General features: G+C 27.9%; 21 protein-coding genes and 1 riboswitch. Of the genes, 15 read left to right on the top strand and 6 right to left on the bottom strand.

Translation table 11 applies throughout. The annotated features are described in order from the left end of the window. Nucleotides 1-2: 2 nt before the first annotated feature. The 4 genes from RGC78_RS07795 to RGC78_RS07780 all read right to left on the bottom strand — a co-directional run bounded on the left by RGC78_RS07795 (nt 3) and on the right by RGC78_RS07780 (nt 4,106). Nucleotides 3-1,226: an argininosuccinate synthase gene (locus RGC78_RS07795; protein WP_252211864.1), complete on the bottom strand. Its 1,224-nt coding sequence runs from the start codon at nt 1,224-1,226 to the stop codon at nt 3-5. Between the two features lie 677 nt (nt 1,227-1,903). After that, nucleotides 1,904-2,836 carry a class II fructose-1,6-bisphosphate aldolase gene (gene fba / locus RGC78_RS07790; RefSeq protein ID WP_252211865.1) on the bottom strand — a complete coding sequence of 311 codons (933 nt, stop codon included), beginning with the start codon at nt 2,834-2,836 and terminating at the stop codon, nt 1,904-1,906. Nucleotides 2,837-3,027: 191 nt separating this feature from the next. Next, nucleotides 3,028-3,408 (bottom strand): DUF4363 family protein, encoded by a 381-nt coding sequence (locus tag RGC78_RS07785; RefSeq protein WP_252211866.1) that lies wholly within the window; start codon nt 3,406-3,408, stop codon nt 3,028-3,030. After that, nucleotides 3,408-4,106 carry a DUF421 domain-containing protein gene (locus tag RGC78_RS07780; RefSeq protein WP_252211867.1) on the bottom strand — a complete coding sequence of 233 codons (699 nt, stop codon included), beginning with the start codon at nt 4,104-4,106 and terminating at the stop codon, nt 3,408-3,410. Before RGC78_RS07780 ends, RGC78_RS07785 begins: the two co-directional genes overlap by 1 nt. 134 nt (nt 4,107-4,240) lie before the next feature. Between RGC78_RS07780 and RGC78_RS07775 the strand changes: the two genes are divergently transcribed. The 11 genes from RGC78_RS07775 to rbr all read left to right on the top strand — a co-directional run bounded on the left by RGC78_RS07775 (nt 4,241) and on the right by rbr (nt 17,380). Then, complete coding sequence (locus RGC78_RS07775; RefSeq protein ID WP_309556365.1) at nt 4,241-5,887, top strand: nucleoside kinase; 1,647 nt, start codon at nt 4,241-4,243, stop codon at nt 5,885-5,887. A gap of 254 nt (nt 5,888-6,141) precedes the next feature. Then, complete coding sequence (sdaAB, locus tag RGC78_RS07770) at nt 6,142-6,822, top strand: L-serine ammonia-lyase, iron-sulfur-dependent subunit beta (RefSeq protein ID WP_309556363.1); 681 nt, start codon at nt 6,142-6,144, stop codon at nt 6,820-6,822. Nucleotides 6,823-6,824: 2 nt separating this feature from the next. Beyond that, nucleotides 6,825-7,703, top strand: a complete 879-nt coding sequence (gene sdaAA / locus RGC78_RS07765) for an L-serine ammonia-lyase, iron-sulfur-dependent, subunit alpha (RefSeq protein ID WP_252211870.1) — start codon at nt 6,825-6,827, stop codon at nt 7,701-7,703. A gap of 79 nt (nt 7,704-7,782) precedes the next feature. Continuing rightward, a riboswitch (TPP riboswitch) is annotated at nt 7,783-7,894 on the top strand. 76 nt (nt 7,895-7,970) lie between these two features. Beyond that, entirely contained in the window at nt 7,971-8,756 is a 786-nt protein-coding gene (thiD, locus tag RGC78_RS07760) for a bifunctional hydroxymethylpyrimidine kinase/phosphomethylpyrimidine kinase (protein ID WP_309556362.1), read from the top strand. A 38-nt stretch (nt 8,757-8,794) separates the two neighbouring features. After that, entirely contained in the window at nt 8,795-9,625 is an 831-nt protein-coding gene (gene thiM / locus RGC78_RS07755; protein ID WP_309556361.1) for a hydroxyethylthiazole kinase, read from the top strand. An 82-nt stretch (nt 9,626-9,707) separates the two neighbouring features. Continuing rightward, the gene (thiE, locus tag RGC78_RS07750) at nt 9,708-10,340 is read left to right on the top strand and encodes a thiamine phosphate synthase (protein ID WP_309556359.1); all 633 of its coding nucleotides are present in this window, start codon (nt 9,708-9,710) and stop codon (nt 10,338-10,340) included. A 476-nt stretch (nt 10,341-10,816) separates the two neighbouring features. Further along, nucleotides 10,817-11,887 carry an HD-GYP domain-containing protein gene (locus RGC78_RS07745; protein ID WP_252226581.1) on the top strand — a complete coding sequence of 357 codons (1,071 nt, stop codon included), beginning with the start codon at nt 10,817-10,819 and terminating at the stop codon, nt 11,885-11,887. Nucleotides 11,888-11,904: 17 nt separating this feature from the next. Beyond that, entirely contained in the window at nt 11,905-14,754 is a 2,850-nt protein-coding gene (locus RGC78_RS07740) for a response regulator (protein ID WP_252211875.1), read from the top strand. Nucleotides 14,755-14,829: 75 nt separating this feature from the next. Then, on the top strand, nt 14,830-15,192 hold the full coding sequence (locus tag RGC78_RS07735; RefSeq protein WP_252211876.1) for a response regulator: 363 nt from the start codon (nt 14,830-14,832) through the stop codon (nt 15,190-15,192). A gap of 409 nt (nt 15,193-15,601) precedes the next feature. After that, a complete protein-coding gene (locus RGC78_RS07730; protein WP_252211877.1) occupies nt 15,602-16,561 on the top strand; it encodes a patatin-like phospholipase family protein in 960 nt (319 codons plus the stop codon). A gap of 228 nt (nt 16,562-16,789) precedes the next feature. Then, on the top strand, nt 16,790-17,380 hold the full coding sequence (rbr, locus tag RGC78_RS07725; protein ID WP_252211878.1) for a rubrerythrin: 591 nt from the start codon (nt 16,790-16,792) through the stop codon (nt 17,378-17,380). 67 nt (nt 17,381-17,447) lie between these two features. Here rbr and RGC78_RS07720 read toward each other — a convergent pair whose 3' ends face one another. Then, entirely contained in the window at nt 17,448-17,906 is a 459-nt protein-coding gene (locus tag RGC78_RS07720) for a DUF2798 domain-containing protein (RefSeq protein ID WP_252211879.1), read from the bottom strand. A 175-nt stretch (nt 17,907-18,081) separates the two neighbouring features. On the opposite strand from RGC78_RS07720, the gene RGC78_RS07715 reads away from it, so the two are divergent. Continuing rightward, on the top strand, nt 18,082-18,495 hold the full coding sequence (locus RGC78_RS07715) for a MarR family winged helix-turn-helix transcriptional regulator (RefSeq protein ID WP_252226567.1): 414 nt from the start codon (nt 18,082-18,084) through the stop codon (nt 18,493-18,495). A gap of 119 nt (nt 18,496-18,614) precedes the next feature. On the opposite strand, the gene RGC78_RS07710 is transcribed toward RGC78_RS07715, so the two are convergent. After that, the gene (locus tag RGC78_RS07710) at nt 18,615-18,959 is read right to left on the bottom strand and encodes a hypothetical protein (RefSeq protein ID WP_309556357.1); all 345 of its coding nucleotides are present in this window, start codon (nt 18,957-18,959) and stop codon (nt 18,615-18,617) included. A gap of 245 nt (nt 18,960-19,204) precedes the next feature. Between RGC78_RS07710 and RGC78_RS07705 the strand changes: the two genes are divergently transcribed. The 3 genes from RGC78_RS07705 (at nt 19,205) to RGC78_RS07695 (ending at nt 21,432) form a co-directional block, all read left to right on the top strand. Continuing rightward, nucleotides 19,205-19,561: a hypothetical protein gene (locus RGC78_RS07705; protein WP_252226563.1), complete on the top strand. Its 357-nt coding sequence runs from the start codon at nt 19,205-19,207 to the stop codon at nt 19,559-19,561. Nucleotides 19,562-19,739: 178 nt separating this feature from the next. Beyond that, nucleotides 19,740-20,414 (top strand): response regulator transcription factor, encoded by a 675-nt coding sequence (locus RGC78_RS07700; protein ID WP_252231795.1) that lies wholly within the window; start codon nt 19,740-19,742, stop codon nt 20,412-20,414. A 1-nt stretch (nt 20,415) separates the two neighbouring features. Continuing rightward, on the top strand, nt 20,416-21,432 hold the full coding sequence (locus tag RGC78_RS07695) for a sensor histidine kinase (RefSeq protein ID WP_309556355.1): 1,017 nt from the start codon (nt 20,416-20,418) through the stop codon (nt 21,430-21,432). Nucleotides 21,433-21,448 lie beyond the last annotated feature (16 nt).

The following is a 21,448-nucleotide window of genomic DNA, read 5'->3' as shown; positions in this document are numbered from 1 at the left end:
AATTATTTAACCTCTTTCTTTAACATTTTAGACATTTTAGCTCTAACAACAGTAGGAAGACCATATAGTGTTATAAATCCAGCGGAATCATTTTGATTATAAACTGCATCTTCACCAAAAGTAGCATATTCTTCGCTGTATAATGAATAAGGAGAAGTCATACCTGCATTAACAATATTTCCTTTATATAATTTTAATTTAATTTCTCCAGTTACTGTTTCTTGTGTCTTTTTAACGAATTCAGATAAAGCTTCTCTAAGAGGAGTAAACCAAAGACCGTTATAAACTAAATCAGCAAATTTTAATGATATTTGTTCTTTATAATGAGAAGTTTCTTTATCTAAACAAAGTTCCTCTAAATCTTTATGTGCTTTATAAAGAATAGTACCTCCTGGAGTTTCATATACACCTCTTGATTTCATACCAACAAGTCTATTTTCAACCATATCTGTTATACCAATAGCATTTTTGCCACCAATTTTATTTAATTCATCTAATAAAGCAACAGCATCCATTTTTTCTCCATTTAATGCAATGGCGTTACCTTTTTTAAAGGTTAAAGTAATATATGTTGGTTCATTAGGTGCTTTTTCTAAAGAGTTAGAAAGCTCTAAAATTTCATCATATTTAGGTTCATTTTTAGGATCTTCTAAATCTAATCCTTCATGACTTAGGTGCCATATGTTTTTATCTTTACTATAATTAGTTTCATGATTTATTTTTATAGGAACATTTTTTGCTTCTGCATAAGCAATTTCCTCTTCTCTTGATTTAATATCCCAAGTTCTCCATGGTGCAATTATTTTCATATCTGGATCAAAGGCTTTAACAGCTAATTCAAATCTTACTTGATCATTACCTTTTCCAGTACATCCGTGACATATTGCATCAGCACCTTCAGCTTTTGCTATTTCTACTAATCTTTTTCCTATTAGTGGTCTAGCGAAAGAAGTACCAAGAAGATATTTGCCTTCATAGATAGCTCCAGCTTGAATAGTAGGGAAGATGTAATCTTCAACGAATTCTTTAGTTAAATCTTCTATATATAATTTTGATGCCCCAGTTTTTATTGCTTTTTCTTCTAATCCATCTAATTCATCTTTTTGGCCAACATTTCCGCAGACTGCGATAACTTCACAGTTATAATTTTCCTTAAGCCAAGGAATAATTATTGAAGTATCTAATCCTCCAGAATATGCTAAAACAACTTTATTTAATTTACTCATTTAAAAGCCCCCTTAATTAATATTGAAATGTATATTAAATATTGTGTTCAAAAAAACATTTTTTATAATTATACAATCATATGCATAAATAATCAATAGCTTTATGAATAAAAATAACATAAAAATAATGACAAAATTATTTAGAAAGATTCATTTAAAAAGTTTTATTTTAATTATTTTATAAAAATATTAAAAAATAGGGGTGTTTTTTAATGAAATAATATAAAATGGTAATATAAATTCAATTAGTAATTATAAAAATGATAAAATGAAAAAAATACTAAATTAATAATTATAAAGATATATGTAAAAATATACAAAGGGAATATATAAATATTCATAATAAATGCATAAATATAAAATAGGAGGATGATAATAATGTTATTATTACATAGGTGGGATAATTTAACTTAACTTTTAATGAAGAATTTAAAGAATCAAGATTTAACTTAAGTAGATTTAAAAATATTACTGCTGTGAATATTAATATTAATATTAATATTCACTTTAAAATATAGTATAAAATAAAAGGCTCTGTTTTAAATGTGTGTTAATATATGCAATAGGAAAAGTTCAATTGCTCCGCCCACTTTGCTTATGCATATATCAACACTCTACTAAAACAGAGCCAAATAAAAAAAAGATGAGGTATAAACCCTCATCTTTTAAAAAAAGTATTATTTCATAGAATCAGCTGATCCTAAGATGTTATCAATCTTTGATTCAACAACTTCTTGGATTGCAGTTCTTGCAGCACCAAGATAAGCTCTTGGATCGAAAACTTCTGGTTTTTCTCCGAAAGTTTTTCTTATTGCAGCAGTCATAGCTAATCTTAAGTCTGTATCCATATTTATTTTACATACAGCCATTGAAGAAGCTTTTCTTAACATATCAACTGGAATACCTTTAGCGTTTGCTATTTTTCCACCGAATTCATTACAAGTTGCAACTGTGTTAGCATCAACAGCTGATGCACCATGAAGAACGATTGGGTAACCAGGTAATTTAGCTTGAATTTCTTCTAATATGTTGAACTTTAGTTCTGGTTTAGCATCTGGTGGGAATTTAACAGCTCCGTGTGAAGTTCCGATAGCTATAGCTAATGAATCAACTCCAGTTCTGTTAACAAAATCAACAGCTTGATCTGGATCAGTATAAACGTGAGAATCAGCAACAACGTCATCTTCAACTCCTGCTAATACTCCAAGTTCAGCTTCAACAACAACTCCTCTAGCGTGAGCGTAGTCTACAACTTCCTTTGTTTTCTTAACATTTTCTTCATAATCAAAATGAGATCCGTCAAACATTACTGATGTGAAACCAGCATCTATAACTTCTTTAACAGCTTCAAAACTTGGACCGTGATCTAAGTGAAGAGCAACGTCTACTCCAGTTTCAGCTATAGCAGCATCTACCATTGCTTTTAAGTAGTTAGCTCCAGCATATTTAATTGCTCCAGTTGAACATTGAAGAATTACTGCTGAATTTCTAGCTTTTGCTCCATTAATAACACCTTGGATTATTTCCATATCGTTGATGTTGAAAGCACCGATAGAATATCCACCTTCGTAAGCTTTTTTAAACATTTCTTTTGTAGTAACTAATGCCATGTTAATTGTACCACCTTTCAAATTTTCAAATTATGGTTCACGATTAAAGTTAACCGTATAAAATCAATTATAAACTATACTGCTTGTATTTTCTACATTTAACGAGTTAAAATTAAAAAAAATCATTATATATGCAGTGTTTTTTGGAATATATTTTAATTATTATAATTAATTTACATAATAATTATATTTTATAATATATTTTCTAGATTAGGAATTTGTAATTTTCTCATATTTCTAGAACTGTATTTCAATGCATGTAATGTAGCGTTTGCCTCAGATGTATCATTATGAGATAAATACACTGAAAGTTTGGCTGAATCAGTAACAAGTATATCTACTTCTTGATGACTAAGATATACTGAAGTTATAAAGTTTTTATTTTGAATCATATCCATTAATTCTATTGACTTTATATAAGCATCTTCATTTTTACCTTCAATAATATTAAGTTCTATTTCTTCTGTAACATTTTCAATATTATCGCATAATTTTAATATTGAGACATTAGCAAAATAAACAAATATCATTATAAAAAGAAAAAGTAGTATTGAAGCTTTAACATTCTTCATTAATTACCCTCCTTATCATAATCATTATAAAGTTGATATTTAAAATTGCCTTCAGTATCATACATAGCTATTAAAACATCCTTAATTGAATTTATATTATGATTTTTAAGGACATTAAGTATCCAGTCTTTATCTTTTTTTATACTTGTTAAAGCATTGTTATTTATTTTTCCATCAGATACTAATACCTTAGGTAATTTTACCTCCTTTGTTTTAGCAGTATTGTCACTAGATTTTGATTGAGATTGTGAATTATAATCTTTAGGCAAAATTGATAGTTGCCCTCCATTTTCTAAAATGGCACATTGAATTTCATCAAGATTAAAATAATTTGCAATTCTTAATTCTTCTAATAATTCATCTATATTTAATTGTTGTTTTTTTAGTGCAATATAATTTATTTTGCCATTATATATTAATATAGTTGGCTCACCATCAATAATTTTTCTAGCACGTTGGGACTTTAAGTCTATTACACTAAGCATAGTTTTTAAAAATAGTAATGTAATAATTGGAATTATACCAAGTAATAATGGAAGTCTAGAATCTTGCATTGGTAAAGCGGCCAAATCTGAAATCATAATAGTTATTACAAATTCATAAGGTTCAAGTTCACCTATCTGACGTTTTCCCATTAAACGCATTACTACAACTACTAAAGAATATAAGATTGTAGTTCTAATAAAAATGATAAACATATAAAACACCTCGCATAGATAATATTTGTAATATTTCGTTGGAATATGCAAAATAGAAAATAAATTTATCTTTTTATGGGAAATTAGATATAATATAATATAGGACAACTAGAATTTTATGGAGGAGATAATTAATGAATTCAATAGCCTATAATATCAATAATAAAGAACTGAATTCTACTAATACTTTTTATGATATATTATCTAAAGATATATTAGAAGTTAATAATATAGCATTATGTAAACTAAATGGAAAATATCATGAATTAAGAGAAATTATTGACGAATGTGGAAAAATAGAAGCAATACCATTTAACACAGAAATTGGATTAAATATATATACGAGAACTTTACAATTCATATTTATTAAAGCTACGTTAGATTTATTTCCAAATTCAAAAATTAAGATAGAACATTCAATCAGTAAGGGATTATTTGGAGAAATAATCAAAGAAAATCCTTTAAGCGACAAAGATATAAACTTAATTAAAGAGAAAATGAAGGAAATTATTTCAACAGATGTACCTATAAATAGCATAAAAGTTTCTAAAAATGAAGCTATTAATATATTTAAGAAATATGGAATGGAAGATAAAATTTCACTTTTACAATATTCTAATCTTAATGAGGTAAGATTATATGAATTAGAAGATAGATATGATTACTTTTATGGTCATATGGCATATTCAACAGGAGTTATAAAAGCTTTTGATTTAATTTATTATGAATCAGGATTTATATTAAGAAGCCCTGAAAAAGAAAATTTAAATGAACTTCCACAATATAAAGAAGAAAGAAAGTTAAGAAATATATTTTTTGAAACAGAAAAATGGCTTAGTATATTAGATATTGGAGAAGTAGGAACTTTAAATGAAAAACTTTCTAGTAATGAAGTACAAAGTTTAATATTAACTTCAGAAGCATTACATGAAAAGAAGATTGCTAATATAGCAGATCAAATAGCGAACAAAAAAGATTCTAAAATAGTTCTTATTGCAGGCCCATCATCTTCAGGAAAAACTACATTTGCCAATAGACTTGCAATACAACTTAAAGTTAATGGATTAGTGCCTCAATCATTGTCATTAGATGATTATTTTGTAGAGCGAGTAAATACACCTAAAGATAAAAATGGAGATTATGATTATGAATCTATTTATGCGTTAGATTTAGAATTAATTAATAAATCACTTACAGCTTTAATGAATGGCGAAGTTGTTGATATTCCTACTTATAATTTTTTAACAGGAAAAAGAGAATGGAATGGGAATAAGATAAAATTACATGAAAATGGTGTATTAATATTAGAAGGAATTCACGGATTAAATCCTATATTAACATCAGACGTTGATCAAAATAAAATTTTCAAAGTATATATTTCAGCATTGACTCAATTAAATTTAGATAATCATAATAGAATATCAACAACGGATGTTCGAAAAGTTAGAAGAATAGTTAGAGACTCATTAAGTAGAGGGCATGATGCAGAAGCAACCCTTAAAATGTGGCCTTCAATAAAAAAAGGAGAAAAAAATAATATATTTGTTTATCAAGATAAAGCTGATGTCATGTTTAATTCAACATTAGTGTATGAATTAGGATTATTAAAACCTTATGCATTAAAAGAATTAAATAAGGTTAAGGAAGATAGTCCAGTATATACAGAAGCAGCAAGATTAAAATCTATATTAAATTTCTTTAAAGAAGTAGATTCTAGTTATGTACCTATGAATTCAATACTTAGGGAATTTATAGGCGGAAGTTGTTTCTATGAGTATTAAATATATTAGGCATATGAAAATAAATAACAATCATACTAACTAGTTATTTATTTGAATGTGCCTTACCTTAATAAGATATGTTTTAAATTTAAAAACATATCTTTTTTCTTACCCCTTGACTATATTAATTAAATTATGCATTCTATATATGGATAATAAATTGAATTTTAATTTTTATAAATAAATTTTTAAATAAAATGTTAATGAGAGGGGGTATTTAGTAAAATGTTATTATATTTTACTAAGTAATGTTTATGAAAAGTTTAGGTGTTTTTGATATTTTAGGACCAATAATGATAGGTCCATCTAGTTCTCATACAGCAGGAGCTGCAAGACTTGGAAAAATTGCAAGAATAATAGCTGGTAATGAAATAAAGGAAGTAACATTCTTATTACATGGTTCTTTTGGTAAAACATATAAAGGGCATGGAACAGATAGGGCTTTAGTTGCAGGTATTTTAGGCATGGAACCAAGTGATGAAAGACTTAGAGATTCTATGGAAATAGCAAGAGAAAGAGGAATGAATTTTTCATTTAAAGAAGCTGATTTAGGTGATGTACATCCTAATACAGTTAAATTTTTAATGAATACAGTAAAGGATACATATTGTGAAGTTGTTGGATCATCTATTGGTGGTGGAAATATTCAAATTTCTGAAGTTAATGGTAATCCAGTTGAGTTTACTGGAAATTATGAAACGTTAATAGTTTCTCAAAGAGATTTACCAGGAGTTATACATAGTGTAACTAGTATTTTATCAAAGGAAAATATAAATGTAGCTTTTATGAAAGTTTTTAGAAACCATAAAGGTAAAGATGCTACAATGATTTTTGAAATGGATAACAAAGTTAGTGAAAAAGCTATAAACGAAATAGAAAAGTTAGAGTTAGTAAATAGGATTATTTCAATAAGTCCAGCAAAGGAAGGTGAGTAAAAATGCTTGCAAGAACAGGGGAAGAGCTATTAAAAATTTGTAAGGAAAATAATATATCTTTAAGTGAATATGCTATAAGATGTGAAGTTGAAGAAAAAGGGTTGACAAGAGAAGAAGTAATAGAAAAAATGAGAAAAAATTTAAATGTTATGATAGCTGCAGCAAAGGAAGGAACAGAAAAAGAAGTATATTCTGTTAGTGGTCTTATTGGTGGAGATGGACATAAGTTATATGAGTATTCAAAATCTAAGAAAACATTGACTGGTAGAGCAACTACAATAGCTATGGCAATGGCACTTGCTTCATCAGAAGTAAATGCATCTATGGGTAAAATAGTAGCATGTCCTACAGCTGGATCATGTGGGATACTTCCAGCTGTTATTTTAGCAGCAGGGGAAATTCTTGAATTAAATGAAGATGAACTTATAAAAGGATTATTAGCGGCAGCAGCAGTTGGGCTTATTATAGGTCTTAATGCAACATTATCTGGAGCAGAAGGAGGTTGCCAAGCTGAGTGTGGTTCAGCATCAGCCATGGGAGCAGCAGCTGTTGTAGAAATGATGGGTGGAACTCCAAAGATGAGCTTGGATGCTGGTTCTATAATACTTCAAAATATATTAGGATTAGTATGTGATCCCGTTGCAGGTTTAGTTGAAATACCATGTGCAAAAAGAAATGCACAAGGAGCAATAACAGCACTTTGCACTGCAGATATGGTTATGGCAGGTATTGAAGCTAAAATACCATTTGATGAAGCTGTAACTGCTATGTACAAGGTAGGAAAAAGCTTACCACCAGCATTAAGAGAAACTGCAATGGGCGGAATAGCAACAACACCTACTGCATTAAGACTTAAAAAACAAGTTTTTGGTGAGGAATAGATTAATTTATTATAATAGATTTTCTTGATTTTTTTACATTAATGGTATAATCTAAATATTATAGAAAACAAAATATTGAATTAATAACTAGGGGTGCTGATATATCAGCTGAGATTGGAAAAAGTGATTTCCTAGACCCTTATAACCTGATTTGGCTAGTACCAACGGAGGGAAGGATAAATATAAGACAAAATAGTTTATATTATGTAGCCCTTGGGCTACATTTTTTTTGGTTAAATATAGGTAATGAAGAGAGGATGAAGAAAAATGTTTAAGGCATTAACTATAGCAGGATCAGATAGTTGTGGAGGCGCAGGTATTCAAGCTGATTTAAAATCTTTTTCAGCCAATGGGGTATATGGAATGAGCGTTATTACAGCAATAACAGCACAAAATACAATGGGGGTTTTTGGAATACAAGATATAAATCCAGAAATTATTGAATCACAAATAAATGTTATTTTTGATGACATTATTGTGGATGCAATAAAGATAGGTATGGTTTCAAAAATTGAATCTATAAAAGCTATATCAAGAGGTTTGAGAAAAATTGAAAATTTACCTAAGGTAGTCTTAGATCCAGTTATGATTTCGAAAAGTGGATTTAATTTATTATCTCCAGATGCTAAAGAGGTATTAATTGAAGAATTATTTCCATTAGCAACTTTAATAACTCCAAACCTTCCAGAAGCAGAAGAGATATTAGGAATGAAAATAAGCAATTTAGATGAAATGAAAGAAGCAGCTAAGAAATTACAAGAATTAGGACCAAAGTATGTGTTGGTTAAAGGTGGACATTTAGAAGATGATGCAACTGATTTATTGCTTTATGGAGATGAGTTTGTTTTCCTTCCACAAAAAAGAATAAATACAGTTCACACTCATGGGACAGGATGTACTTTATCATCAGCAATTGCAGCAAACTTAGCAAAGGGATTAGATATTAAAGAATCAGTTATAAATGCAAAAGAATATATAACAGGTGCAATAGAAAATGGTTTTTCAATAGGAAATGGTGTAGGTCCAACACATCATTTTTATAAATTTTATTAAAATAAATACACTATTATTAAAAAGGAGATGTAAAATTAATGATTAATGAAATATTAGATAAGGTTGGAAGCTTATTAGCAGAGGTTAGGGAAAAAAAACCATTAGTACATAGTATAACTAATTATATAACAGCTACAGATTGTGCAAATGTGATTTTAGCAGTTGGTGGTTCTCCAACTATGGCTGATTATGTTAAAGAAGTTGAAGAAATTGCAAGTATTTCATCAGCAGTAGTTTTGAATATGGGAGTTATAAGTGATGATATGGTTGAAGCTATGATTCTTGCAGGAAAGAGTGCTAATAAAAATAATGTACCAGTTATTTTTGATCCTGTTGGAGCAGGTGTTGCTAATTTTAGAAATGAAAGTGCAGAAAAGATATTAAGTGAAGTAAAGATAGATATAATTAGGGGAAATATTTCTGAAATCAAATTTATATGCGGATTAAGTTCTGAAACAAAAGGTGTTGATGCTTCGGAAAGTGATATGAACATGAGTAATGATAAAAAAGTAATAGTAGCACAAGAGTTAGCAAAAAAATTAAATTGTACAGTAGCAATTACAGGAGTAGATGATATTATTTCAGATGGAAAAAGAAATGTAGTTTTATCTAATGGCCATAAAATGCTTGCAAATATTACTGGGACAGGATGCATGAGTAGTGCATTATGCGGGGTCTTTGCTGGAGCTAGTGATGATTATTTTATAGCAGCCATATGTGCAATTTTAACAATGGGTATAAGTGGTGAAATCGCGTATGAAAAATCTAAGGGAATTGGAATGGGAACTTTCCACATTTCACTTATTGATGCTATTAGTATGATGAATGAAAATATTATAAAGGAAAAGGCGAGGGTAAAGATTAATTGAGAAGTGAGAATTGAAAATTGATAGTATAGGAATAAATTCAATTGTGGAATTTAAAAATATGTTATTGAAATGAGGAGAGTTTATGAATAATAAAATAGATTATAGTATTTATCTTGTTACAGATAGGGATTTAATGAGCACTGAAACTTTAGAGGAGGCTGTAGAACAATCAATACTTGGAGGAGCTACATTAGTTCAACTAAGAGAAAAAGAATGTTCATCGCATGATTTTTATGAAACAGCATTAAAAATAAAAAAAATAACACAAAAATACAATATACCATTAATAATAAATGATAGAGTTGATATAGCTTTAGCTGTTGATGCAGATGGAATTCATATAGGACAAAGCGATTTACCAGCAACTATTGTGAGAAATATAATTGGAGAAGATAAAATTCTTGGAGTTTCAGCTGGTAATTTAGATGAAGCCTTAAAGGCACAAAAAGATAGCGCAGATTATATAGGGGTTGGAGCAATGTATTCAACTGGAACTAAGAAAGATGCAACGTCAACAACTATGAATGAATTAAAGAAAATAATGAAAAAAGTATCAATACCTGTAGTTGTGATAGGGGGAATAAATAAGGAACGAATTAAAGATTTTAATGGAATAAATATAGATGGATTAGCTATAGTATCGGCTATTATAGCACAAAAAGATATTGAAAAAGCCACAAGAGAATTAAAAGAAGAATTTTTAAAAATTAGATAGTTTAGGATTATTTATATAAAATCATACCATAAGTAAATACAAAAAGTAGTCTTAAACATTGAAAATACTTGTTTAAGGCTATTTTTATATTGATAGGAATTTATAGGACTTTTGAACCATGAAATGTTGATAAAGTCTGATATTAGATGTTTTTAAAGTTGACAATATACAATGAATAATTGAAAATTAAGGATAAAGGCTTCAAGGAGAAGGATAGAAGAACGAAATATAAAATGTACTGTATGAAAGTTTAGAATAATGTTAGAAAGAATATTATTAGTAATTTATACATTTTTTATGTAGTTAAAAATGTAAGAGTATGCTAGTATATTTAAATAATAATCGTTACTGATAATGTTTTTCTTTTGTATTTAGTGATTAAAGCATTACTATATTTTTAGTGTGAAAGATATGTATATTTTATAAGAAACTTTCACTATTCAGTAAAAAATTAATTATTTAAGTTGGAGGGATATATGAGAGTTGTTAATGTCTCGAGCCTCAAAGGAGATGAAATTCTAGGAAGGCAGATTTATGATGAATTAGGCAGGGTTTTACTTAATGTTGGAGTAAAATTAAAACCTTATTATATTGAAAAAATTAAAGAAATGGGAATTAATTCAGTGTACATTAATGATGATATATCAAAAGATGTTATTATTGAAGAAAGCATTTCTCAAAAAACAAGGCAAATGAGCAAACATGCTGTTAAGCAAATGATTCAAACATATTGTCGTGAAGGAAAGACTGATAATAGAAGTGTTATGAATTCAGTTAACTCAGTTATTGAAGATGTACTATTAAATAAAAGTGTTTTGATAAATGTTGGAGAAATAAGTACAAGTGATAACAATATATATTCGCATTCGGTAAATGTATGTGTATTGTCTACAATAATAGGAACTCATATGGGATACAGTATGTTAAAGCTTAAAGATATAGCAGCAGGTGCATTACTGCACGATATAGGTAAGATAAAAATTATGAATGATAAGAAACTTTTAGCAGAGTTTAAGACTAAGGAAGAATTAGATAAATATATTAGATTAATGCATCCAAAGGTTGGATATGATTTTTTAGGAGAGCAGTATATTTGGAATGCATCTGTCAAGGTAGTTGCCTTAATGCATCATGAAAGAAGTGATGGTAGTGGTTATCCTTTAAAATTAAAATGTGATGAAATAAATCAAATTGCAAAGATAGTATCTATATGTGATGTATTTGATAATTTGATATCAGGTAGAAATATGGAGGAAAGTAAAACTATATCTGAGGTTATTGAATATCTTGTAGGTATGAGTAACATTTATTTTGATGCAGAAATAGTCGAAAAATTTACTAGTAATATAGCTGCATTTCCAACTGGTTGTGGAGTTATTTTAAGTTCAAATGAAAAGGGTTTAGTTGTAAGGCAAAATAACTCAATGCCAATGCGACCTGTGGTAAAAGTTATATATGATAAAGTAGGAAATATGCTTTTAGAACCTTATGAAATTGATTTATTAGAAGAATTAACTATTTTTATTACAAAAACTTGTGAAATTTAGATTTTTGGAGGGATTTTATGAGTTATGAAGATAAGTACACAAATATTAGACATTCATATGATTGTCTAAAATTAATTAATTATACTTTTCAGAAATTTTTAGATGTAGATAGTATTAATTATCAGATTGAGTTAAAAAAATCATTAGAAGAAATTGGTTTGCTTTTTGAATTGGATAGAATTTATATCTATTATTTTTCTGAAGACCCTACTTTTATGCAAATAGAATGTCAATGGAATAAAAAAGATATAAAACCAAAAAGAGAAATACAACAAGATGAGGTAGTTTATGCTCTTCCATGGCTTATACGTGAGATTAAGAATAATGATTTTGTTGCAATAAATAATATGGATGAGCTTCCTGCTGAAGCGGTATTTGAAGAAGAAGCCTTTTTAAAGGAAGGAATAAAAGCTTCTCTTATAATTCCATTAAAAAATGAAAACAAATTAATTGGGTTTATAGGCTATGAAAGTTTGTCAAAACCTATTATATGGGAAGAGGATCAAGTAAAAATATTAAGAGATATTTCAAGAGCTTTTTCATATACAAGAGCAAGAATTATAAATGAAAAAGCGTATGAATCAACTCTTAATGGACAAGCAATTTTACTCAATAATTCTGAATCACAGATTTGGGCTTTGAGGAATGTTACTTCTTATGCAACTGTTAATGAAGCTCATGCAAAATTTTTTGGAAAGAAGAAAAAGAACTTAGAGTATCAAGATTTATACGATATATTTGATATAGATACTGCAAATAAGTTGTCTGAAAATAACTGGGATTTATTTCAAAAAAATGAGCCGGCAGAAAAAGAACTTGAGATTAAGAATTGGAAAGGTGAAAATAGGTTACTTAAAATTAAAAGTAAGCCCCAGAGAGATGAAGTAGGTAATATTAAGTTTATTATTTGTACTGCTGACGACATTACAGAGCAGAGGATAGCAGAAACTGAGCTATACAAGGCAAAAGAACAGGCAGAAGCAGCCAATATAGCAAAGGGTCAGTTCCTTGCCAATATGTCTCATGAAATAAGAACACCAATGAATGGAATATTAGGATTTCTTGAATTGTTGAAATCAACTAATATGTCTTTAGAACAAAAAGAATTTATACGTGAAGCAAAAGCCGCTTCAGAGATATTATTACATATTATTAATGATATATTGGATTTTTCAAAGATCGAAGCTAGAAAGTTAACTATGGAGAATATTGGTTTTAACTTAAGAAATATTATTGAAGATGCAGTTTCTCTCCTTGCTCATAAGGCAGCAGAAAAAGGAGTTCAACTTTATACTATGATTAACCTAGGTGTTCCTGAAGAGGTTGTTGGCGATCCAGCAAGGCTTAGCCAGATATTAAATAATCTTATAAGTAATGCAGTAAAATTTACTGAATGTGGTGAGATTTCTGTTACAGTTGATTGTTTAGAAGAAGAGAATGGAACAGCCATGCTTAATTTTCAAGTAAAGGACACTGGAATTGGAATTCATAAGGACCATATTAATACAATCTTTCAATCTTTTAGCCAAGGGGATTCTTCTACAACTAGAAAGTATGGAGGAACAGGACTCGGACTTGCGATATCTAATGAATTGGTCAAAATGATGGGTGGTAAAATTCATGTTGAAAGTGTACTAGGGGAAGGATCTACTTTCAAATTTAATGTGAGATTGAAGATTACTAAGAGAGCTTCAGAGCAGAAATTTGCGTTTGAAAAGCTTAATGGTGTGAATATTTTGATTGTTGATGATAATACGAATAATAGGAAAATTATGAGTTCATATATTCAAGGAAATGGTTTAAAGGTATTTGAAGCCCAAAATGCTACTAGTGCTATGACCACAATTTTTTCAAATGCAAATACAGAAAACAAAATAAGTGTTGCTATTATAAACTACCAAATGTCTGATATGAGTGCTTATGAACTTGCAACTACATTAAAAACAATACCTTTTGCAAAGGATATTAAACTAATACTTTTAACTTCAGTAGCTCAAAAAGTAGAGGCTAAAGTTGCAAAGGAATATGGCTTTTCATCGTATTTGGGTAAGCCTGTAAGAAGAGACGACTTACTTGCTTGTATTGCTATGGCATTGGGATTGAAAAAAGAAGATAAAGAAGAACATCAAGTTATAATGAAACATGTAGTTAAAGAAGTTAAGAATGCATTAAAACCGAGGATTTTATTGGTTGAAGACAATGAAATGAATCGTAAAATTGTTATAAGTATGCTTAAATCTCGTAATATGACTTGTGATGTGGCTGTAGATGGTAGTGAAGCATTAAAAGCAGTGTCAGAAAAAGATTATGATGTTGTTTTTATGGATTGCCAGATGCCAATAATGGATGGATATGAATGTACATCTAAAATAAGGTTGATTGAAGGAGATAAAAAGCATACTACAATTATTGCAATGACTGCTAATGCCATGGAAGGTGACTCAGAAAAGTGTATTGAATCTGGAATGGACGAGTATATTAGCAAGCCTATTAATTTTGATACTATGTTTAATATGATAGAAGTGAATATTAAAGAGAGGGAGCTTAGAGCTGATTATATTAGTATAATAGATAATAATATTGATCATTTTGTTGAAATCACAGGACTTGAAAAAGATGATGCGAGAGAAATATTTGAAGACTATATAAAATATTTGCCAAATTTATTGGCAGGTATTAATGATGCCATTGAAAGTAATGATTTTAAGAAATTAGCAAAGTTGACTCATGAGTTAAAAGGTTCCACTGGAACTTTAAGAATAACGTCTATTTATGAATTAGCAATAAAGCTTGAGGAAAAAACTACGAAAAGAGAAATAGATGAATGTGCTAGGCTTTTTATTAAAATAAAGGAGTTGTTTTATTAAGTAGATGCATTAGGTGATACTCAAAAATTTAGTAATTAAATTTAAAAAAATAAGAGATATAGGGGAGTTTTTAGTATGAAAAAGGTATTAATCATTGATGATTCATCATATATGCGAATGTTTTTAAAAAAAATTATTCAAAAAGGAGGTTCGTATACGATATTTGAGGCATCAACTAAAGATGATGCAATAGAGATGTTTAAAACTGAGAAACCAGATATTGTAACTTTAGATTTGAATATTTCTGCGGTTATGAGGGAAGGTATTGATACATTAATTGATATAATGAGTATTGATCCTGAAGCAGTTGTAATTATTGTATCAGCGTCGGGATACGAAAATTTTAAAGATGAATGTATTGAATTGGGAGCTAAGAGTTATATTAAGAAACCATTCGATACTGAGACTATATTAAAGACATTAGAAGAATATAAATAAAAAAAGCCTAGTGATGATAACACTAATCAATCCTTAGAACAAAAGCATATAATCCAAATATTACATTTGGTATTAGTTGCTTTCACATAGTGCTTATTTTGTTTTAGGGATATTGGATTTAACGGAATATATTAACAAAAAGGATGCTAATCTTGCGAGGATGGGGCATCTTTTTGTTTGCGTTTAATCTCAAGATCAAGACCAATAACAACCTGTAATTTATCTATTAGCGAAAAGAGTTTATCAGGTATATGAAACAAATGACAAGTTATTACATTTCATATTTAAAATTTTTATAAGTTAAAGTTTACATTTTGAATTGAAGAGATCTTTTAGTATATAGAAGACAACACAATCGATTGAAAAAATCTTCAAAAATAAACTTAATTTATAAGAAGGGATGATAAATATGAATAATGATAACAAGAAATTTGATGCTGTATTTGAAGGCGGAGGAGTAAAGGGTGTAGCTTTCGTAGGAGCCATAGCTAAACTTGAGGAGGAAGGATATTCAATAGAAAGATGTGCAGGAACATCAGCAGGAGCTATAATATCAGCACTTTTAGCAGTAGGATATACAGCAGCAGAAGTAAAAGAGATTATGCTTAATACAGATTATAATAATTTCTTAGATAAAAATATATCTATATTAAGTACTGGGAATATATTAGAAAAAGCATCTCATATGTACAATTTATTTACAGACAAAGGTTTTTATAGTGGAGATTACTTTGAAAAATGGATAGACAAGCTTCTTAAAGCAAAATTAAAAACTAAATTTAAGGATGTATGTGTCAATGGTAAGTCAAGATTAAAAATAATTGCTGCTGATATAACTAATAGCACTATGTTAATATTGCCTGATGATCTTAAAAAATATGGAATAGATCCTATGGAATTTGAAATATCAAAAGCTGTAAGAATGAGTATGAGTATTCCATTCTTCTTTAAGCCAGTAGAATTAAATACTGATAAAGGTACTAATTTTATTGTGGATGGTGGAATTTTATCTAATTATCCTATATGGATATTTGATTCAGAAGGTAAACCAGAATATCCTACATTTGGATTTAACCTTGATGAGAATGAGTTAAGTTATACAGCACAAGGTAAGACTAATTTCTTATACTATTCATATGATGTATTAAGCACTTGCATTTTTAGTCATAATAGTGAAGATAATTATATTAGAGATAAGGATTTGGTCAGAACAATAGATATACCAACACTTGGAGTGAGTACAACAGATTTTGACTTATCAAAAGAAAAGAGTTTAGCATTATATAAATCTGGATATGATAGCACTGAAAAATTCTTAAAAGAATGGGATTTTGGAAAGTATGTCAAGAATTATAGAGATGCAGCATAAAAGTCTGTATTTGAAGTTAGAGCATAATTTTAGTTAAAGAAATAGCAATGAAAATAAAAGGAGCTATCTTAGAATGATTTTTCAAATCATTAGCTGAGATGGCTCATTTTAATTTTGTTGATACATTTATTTTTATTATTACATAAGTAAAGAATAATTATTTTTAATCTTCAAATAATAAGAATGTTAAAAATATTACAACTAGATTATACAAGGAGGTATATATTTATGAATAATTTTAACGAAAGTCAAACTAAAGAAAACTTAATGAGAGCATTTGCGGGAGAAAGTCAGGCAAGAAATAGATATAACATTGCTGCATCAGTGGCTAAGAAAGAAGGATATTCTATTTTACAAGATTTATTTAACTATACAGCAAATCAAGAAAAAGCTCATGCAAAAGAATTTATGAAAAGATTAAAAGAATTTTCAGGAGAAGACATTACTATAACAGCAGCGTATCCAGCAGAAGTAGAAACAAGTACATTGGTTCTTTTAAGAGCAGCAGAAAAGCATGAAGCAGCTGAACATGATGATATTTATAGTGGTTTTGCAAAAATTGCACGAGAAGAAGGATTTGATGAAATTGGAACATTATTTGATAAGATAGCTTCAATCGAAAAAATTCATTCTAATAGATTCAAAAAATATGCGGATGAATTAGAAAATGGGAATCTATTTAAGAAAATTAATAATGAACAATGGATGTGTACTAATTGTGGATATATTTATGAAGGAACAGAAGCACCAGAAGTATGCCCTGTTTGTGTGCATCCTAAAGGATTCTTTATTCCATTTAAAAATTCACCTTTTGAATAAAGATTGTTAAACTAAAAAGGCTATTACTATTTATTGTTAATTATAAAATGGTAATAGTCTTTTTTGATTAATTAGAAAATACTTTATTAAATGATAATCTTACAACTGGAGATACAATAAGCATATTAAGAGGTAATGCCATAATAAAGTTTCTAATAATACATAATGGATAAATTTTTAATGCTCCACTATTAAAGCCAACAGCTGTTATAGCACCATACATAGACATACAAAGCACCATACCTATTACCATACATGATGAGATAGTTAATATAACCTTAATTGGTTTAGTTTCGTTATTAGGTTTCACAATTTTTAGTGCAATTGGTTTTGCAATTTTACCGACAATAAACACATCTAATAAAAGTGCAACAATAAATCCAAGCCAAAAATCTTTTAAAAGATTATTAAAGAATTGACTATGAAAGCCTTCATTTAATAGCATATTATAAATGGTCATACCTAAAACCATACCAAAGCACATCATTAAAGTAAAAATAAATTTTTGTAATTTTGTTTGTCCCATAATAAAAATTTTCCCCCATATTAAATATTTTTAAAGTCAACTAAGTTGACAAAATGAATTATAACAATTATTCTGTGTTGTGTCAACTTAGTTGACTCGGTGCGGTACTTATTAAATCTGAAATGCAGAAAAATATATGTTACAATATATGAAAATAAAGAATAAGGTGAGAATGATGAAGAGTAATTTAAATATAATAGATTTAATAAGCGAAAAACATATTGTACTCAGACGTGAAGTGGAAGATAGATGGGAAGCTGTAGAAGATGAGGAGATTTCTCATACTGAAGCACTTTTTTTAGCTAAAATTGAAATGGGTAAGATATCTATTGCTGAAGTTGCTAGGCAAGCTAATATATCTCGTCAAGCCATGTATAAATGTGCTAAAAAATTAGAGCTAAGAGGATACTTAAAATTTGTAATAGATGAAAGCAATAATAAATATACAGATCTAACAGAGAAAGGTAAAGATTATTGTAGAAGAAGCAAAGAATTAAAGGAGAGTATAGAAAAAGAAATTTCTGATGTTTTAGGTGAGGAAAATATAAGAATGCTTAAAGAATTATTAAATAAGAGATGGATAAAATAATAATACTATAAGAGTAATATATATATGTAATATATATATGTAATATAAACAAAATAAGCTGTTATGGAATGAGTTATATCATTAGTCCATAACGGCTTTTTATTTTAGATTAATAAAAATTATTCTTCAAATGTAAGAGAAAGTTGACCTTCACCTTTTAATATTACAGTATGTTTATCTATTGGAATATTTAAGAATACATTTGTCAAATTAATACTATTATTAAGATTAAAATAGTATTTTAATTTATCATTTGAATCTTCTATTATTATTACAGTTATTGGTTTCTCAGGTGTGATTAATCTTAATGTTACTTTTTGTCCAATACTTTTATCAAAATGATATATACCTTCAGTGTAAATTTTTGCAGTAGGAACTGGTTCACTTTTATATGCACTGGCTTTTAAAGGTGTATTTATGATTATACAAAAAATAATAAAAATAAAAATAAGTAATTTTTTCATTATATATATTTCACATCCTTTCCTTAGTAGTGTTCTTTATTTAGATAATATTATTACTATTATTTTTAAAATAACTATGCAAATCAGATAAAAATTATATATAAATAAAGTATAGATATATTTAAAATAAAGCGATATTTCTATTGAAGTTTTTTAATATCATATATCTGTAATACAAATATACTTAACAGAATATATTTGTAAAAAGGTTATAACTTACAGAATATTGATTGGAGGGAGCTACAATGGACTTTAGTAAATATAATTCACAAGTAATTAAGGATATAGAGCACTATGTAAGTAGGGCTAAAATAGGGATAATACTAAAATCTGAACAAAAAGAAATTACAAAAGATAATAAGAAAGTAAATACATTTAATTTGATTATTCAACTTAGAAAAGGTGAAGCAATAAAAATAGATGGAAAGAATAATATATATAATTTTACTGTTTCTATTGATGGGAAAGATGTTTATAAAGCAGAAAAATGCAACTATAGAGATGAAGAATTTAGACAGTCTATAAAAGATGCAAAAGAGAGCATTAATTTTATAAATTGTTTTGAAGCATTAGGAAAAATATTTAAAAAGAAAAGAAAATAAATAACTTATATAAGAACTAGTAACTTAAATTATGCTTAATGTTACTAGTTCTTATTTAATATTGATTAATAGATTAGAAAAGAGTTATCTTATTATTAATAATAAGGTATAATTAGGAAATGTTAGAGCATTTAACAGAATAATAATAGAAAAAATTTAAGATATAGGAGTAGACATAATGTATAAGATATTAATTGTAGAAGATGACCTAACTATAGCAAGTATTTTGAAAAATTATTTATGCAAATGGGGATATGAGGCAGAAATTATTTCTGATTTTAACAATGTTATGGAAGACTTTATTAAGTATGATCCACAATTAGTAATATTAGATATTACATTACCTTTTTATAATGGATTTCATTGGTGTACAGAGATTAGAAGAATATCTAAAGTTCCAATAATTTTTGCATCATCAGCAAGTGATAATATGAATTTAATTATGGCTATAAATATGGGGGCAGACGATTTTATTGCTAAGCCTTTTGATTTAAATGTAGTAGTTGCAAAGGTACAGGCTCTAATTAGAAGAACTTATTCATTTCAAGGACAGACAAATATTTTAGAGAGTAATGGAGCTGTTCTTAACTTAGGTGATACAACTCTTACATATAATAATAAAAAAATAGAATTAAGTAAAAATGAATTTAAGATACTGCAAATACTTTTAGAAAATAAAAATAAAACTGTTTCGCGTGACGATATTATGAGGCATCTTTGGAATAGTGATAGTTTTATTGATGATAACACTTTAACTGTTAATGTTACTAGACTTAGAAAAAAGTTAGAAGATATAGAACTTAAGGATTTTATTAAAACTAAAAAAGGTATTGGATATATAGTGGGTGATTAATATGAAGAGAGAATCTATTTTATTTATGATATATTCTTATATTAGAGAAAAGTTAAAAACTATTTTGGTATTTTTTATATTTATACTTATATTTTTTACAGTATATCTTTTGTATCATATATCATTAGAACCAGTCTTATATTCAATGCTATTAACTTGTACATTAGCTTTTTTATTTAGTGTATATGATTTTCATAAGTTTTATAATAAGCATATATATTTAAAAGATATTCTCAATGGTGTAGAAGAAAAGTTAGATAATTTACCTAGAAATAAGAGTTTAATAGAAAAAGACTATCGAAGTATTATTAAAGCGTTACATAAAAATAATGTAGAGTTAGAACATAAAGTTAATAACAATCGTAGTGAAATGATAGATTATTATACAATGTGGGTTCATCAAATAAAAACTCCTATTTCTGCATTGCACATGATTTTGCAATCTATGGATTCTGGTAAATACAAAAAGATTATGGATCAAGAAGTATTTAAAATAGAGCAATATGTTGAAATGGTACTTCATTATCTTAGATTAGAAAGTATGTCATGTGATTTACGTTTAGAAGAGTATGAGTTACAAAATATTCTTCATGAAGTAGTAAAAAAACATTCTATGATATTTATAAATAAGAAGATTTCATTAGATTTAGAACAAATAGATTATAAAGTGATTACTGATGAAAAGTGGCTTAGTTTTGTATTAGAACAAATTTTATCTAATGCATTAAAATACACAAGAGAAGGAAAAATTTCTATTTATATGGATAAGAAAAGAGAAGATACTTTAATAATTAAAGATACTGGTATTGGAATAGAAGAGGAAGATATATTTAGGGTATTTGAAAGAGGATTTACAGGATTTAATGGCAGAATGAATAAAAAATCTACGGGAATAGGGTTATATTTATGTAAAGAAATTTTAAATAACCTTTCTAATAAAATATTTATTACTTCAGAAGTAGGAAAAGGAACAAAAGTGGCTATTGATTTTTCAAGAAAAAATATTGAAGTAGAGTAACCTTACACAATTGTAA

The organism is Clostridium aquiflavi (assembly GCF_031344075.1).
GTDB lineage: Bacteria > Bacillota > Clostridia > Clostridiales > Clostridiaceae > Clostridium > Clostridium aquiflavi.
The sequence above is the reverse complement of the archived record's forward strand: the minus strand, read 5'-3'. Positions and strand labels throughout refer to the sequence as shown.

Coding starts and splice junctions, on each gene's coding strand:
- RGC78_RS07795 (WP_252211864.1), bottom strand. CDS start 1,226: ATGAGTAAATTAAATAAAGTTGTTTTAGCATATTCTGGAGGATTAGAT.
- fba (WP_252211865.1), bottom strand. CDS start 2,836: ATGGCATTAGTTACTACAAAAGAAATGTTTAAAAAAGCTTACGAAGGT.
- RGC78_RS07785 (WP_252211866.1), bottom strand. CDS start 3,408: ATGAAGAATGTTAAAGCTTCAATACTACTTTTTCTTTTTATAATGATA.
- RGC78_RS07780 (WP_252211867.1), bottom strand. CDS start 4,106: ATGTTTATCATTTTTATTAGAACTACAATCTTATATTCTTTAGTAGTT.
- RGC78_RS07775 (WP_309556365.1), top strand. CDS start 4,241: ATGAATTCAATAGCCTATAATATCAATAATAAAGAACTGAATTCTACT.
- sdaAB (WP_309556363.1), top strand. CDS start 6,142: ATGAAAAGTTTAGGTGTTTTTGATATTTTAGGACCAATAATGATAGGT.
- sdaAA (WP_252211870.1), top strand. CDS start 6,825: ATGCTTGCAAGAACAGGGGAAGAGCTATTAAAAATTTGTAAGGAAAAT.
- thiD (WP_309556362.1), top strand. CDS start 7,971: ATGTTTAAGGCATTAACTATAGCAGGATCAGATAGTTGTGGAGGCGCA.
- thiM (WP_309556361.1), top strand. CDS start 8,795: ATGATTAATGAAATATTAGATAAGGTTGGAAGCTTATTAGCAGAGGTT.
- thiE (WP_309556359.1), top strand. CDS start 9,708: ATGAATAATAAAATAGATTATAGTATTTATCTTGTTACAGATAGGGAT.
- RGC78_RS07745 (WP_252226581.1), top strand. CDS start 10,817: ATGAGAGTTGTTAATGTCTCGAGCCTCAAAGGAGATGAAATTCTAGGA.
- RGC78_RS07740 (WP_252211875.1), top strand. CDS start 11,905: ATGAGTTATGAAGATAAGTACACAAATATTAGACATTCATATGATTGT.
- RGC78_RS07735 (WP_252211876.1), top strand. CDS start 14,830: ATGAAAAAGGTATTAATCATTGATGATTCATCATATATGCGAATGTTT.
- RGC78_RS07730 (WP_252211877.1), top strand. CDS start 15,602: ATGAATAATGATAACAAGAAATTTGATGCTGTATTTGAAGGCGGAGGA.
- rbr (WP_252211878.1), top strand. CDS start 16,790: ATGAATAATTTTAACGAAAGTCAAACTAAAGAAAACTTAATGAGAGCA.
- RGC78_RS07720 (WP_252211879.1), bottom strand. CDS start 17,906: ATGGGACAAACAAAATTACAAAAATTTATTTTTACTTTAATGATGTGC.
- RGC78_RS07715 (WP_252226567.1), top strand. CDS start 18,082: ATGAAGAGTAATTTAAATATAATAGATTTAATAAGCGAAAAACATATT.
- RGC78_RS07710 (WP_309556357.1), bottom strand. CDS start 18,959: ATGAAAAAATTACTTATTTTTATTTTTATTATTTTTTGTATAATCATA.
- RGC78_RS07705 (WP_252226563.1), top strand. CDS start 19,205: ATGGACTTTAGTAAATATAATTCACAAGTAATTAAGGATATAGAGCAC.
- RGC78_RS07700 (WP_252231795.1), top strand. CDS start 19,740: ATGTATAAGATATTAATTGTAGAAGATGACCTAACTATAGCAAGTATT.
- RGC78_RS07695 (WP_309556355.1), top strand. CDS start 20,416: ATGAAGAGAGAATCTATTTTATTTATGATATATTCTTATATTAGAGAA.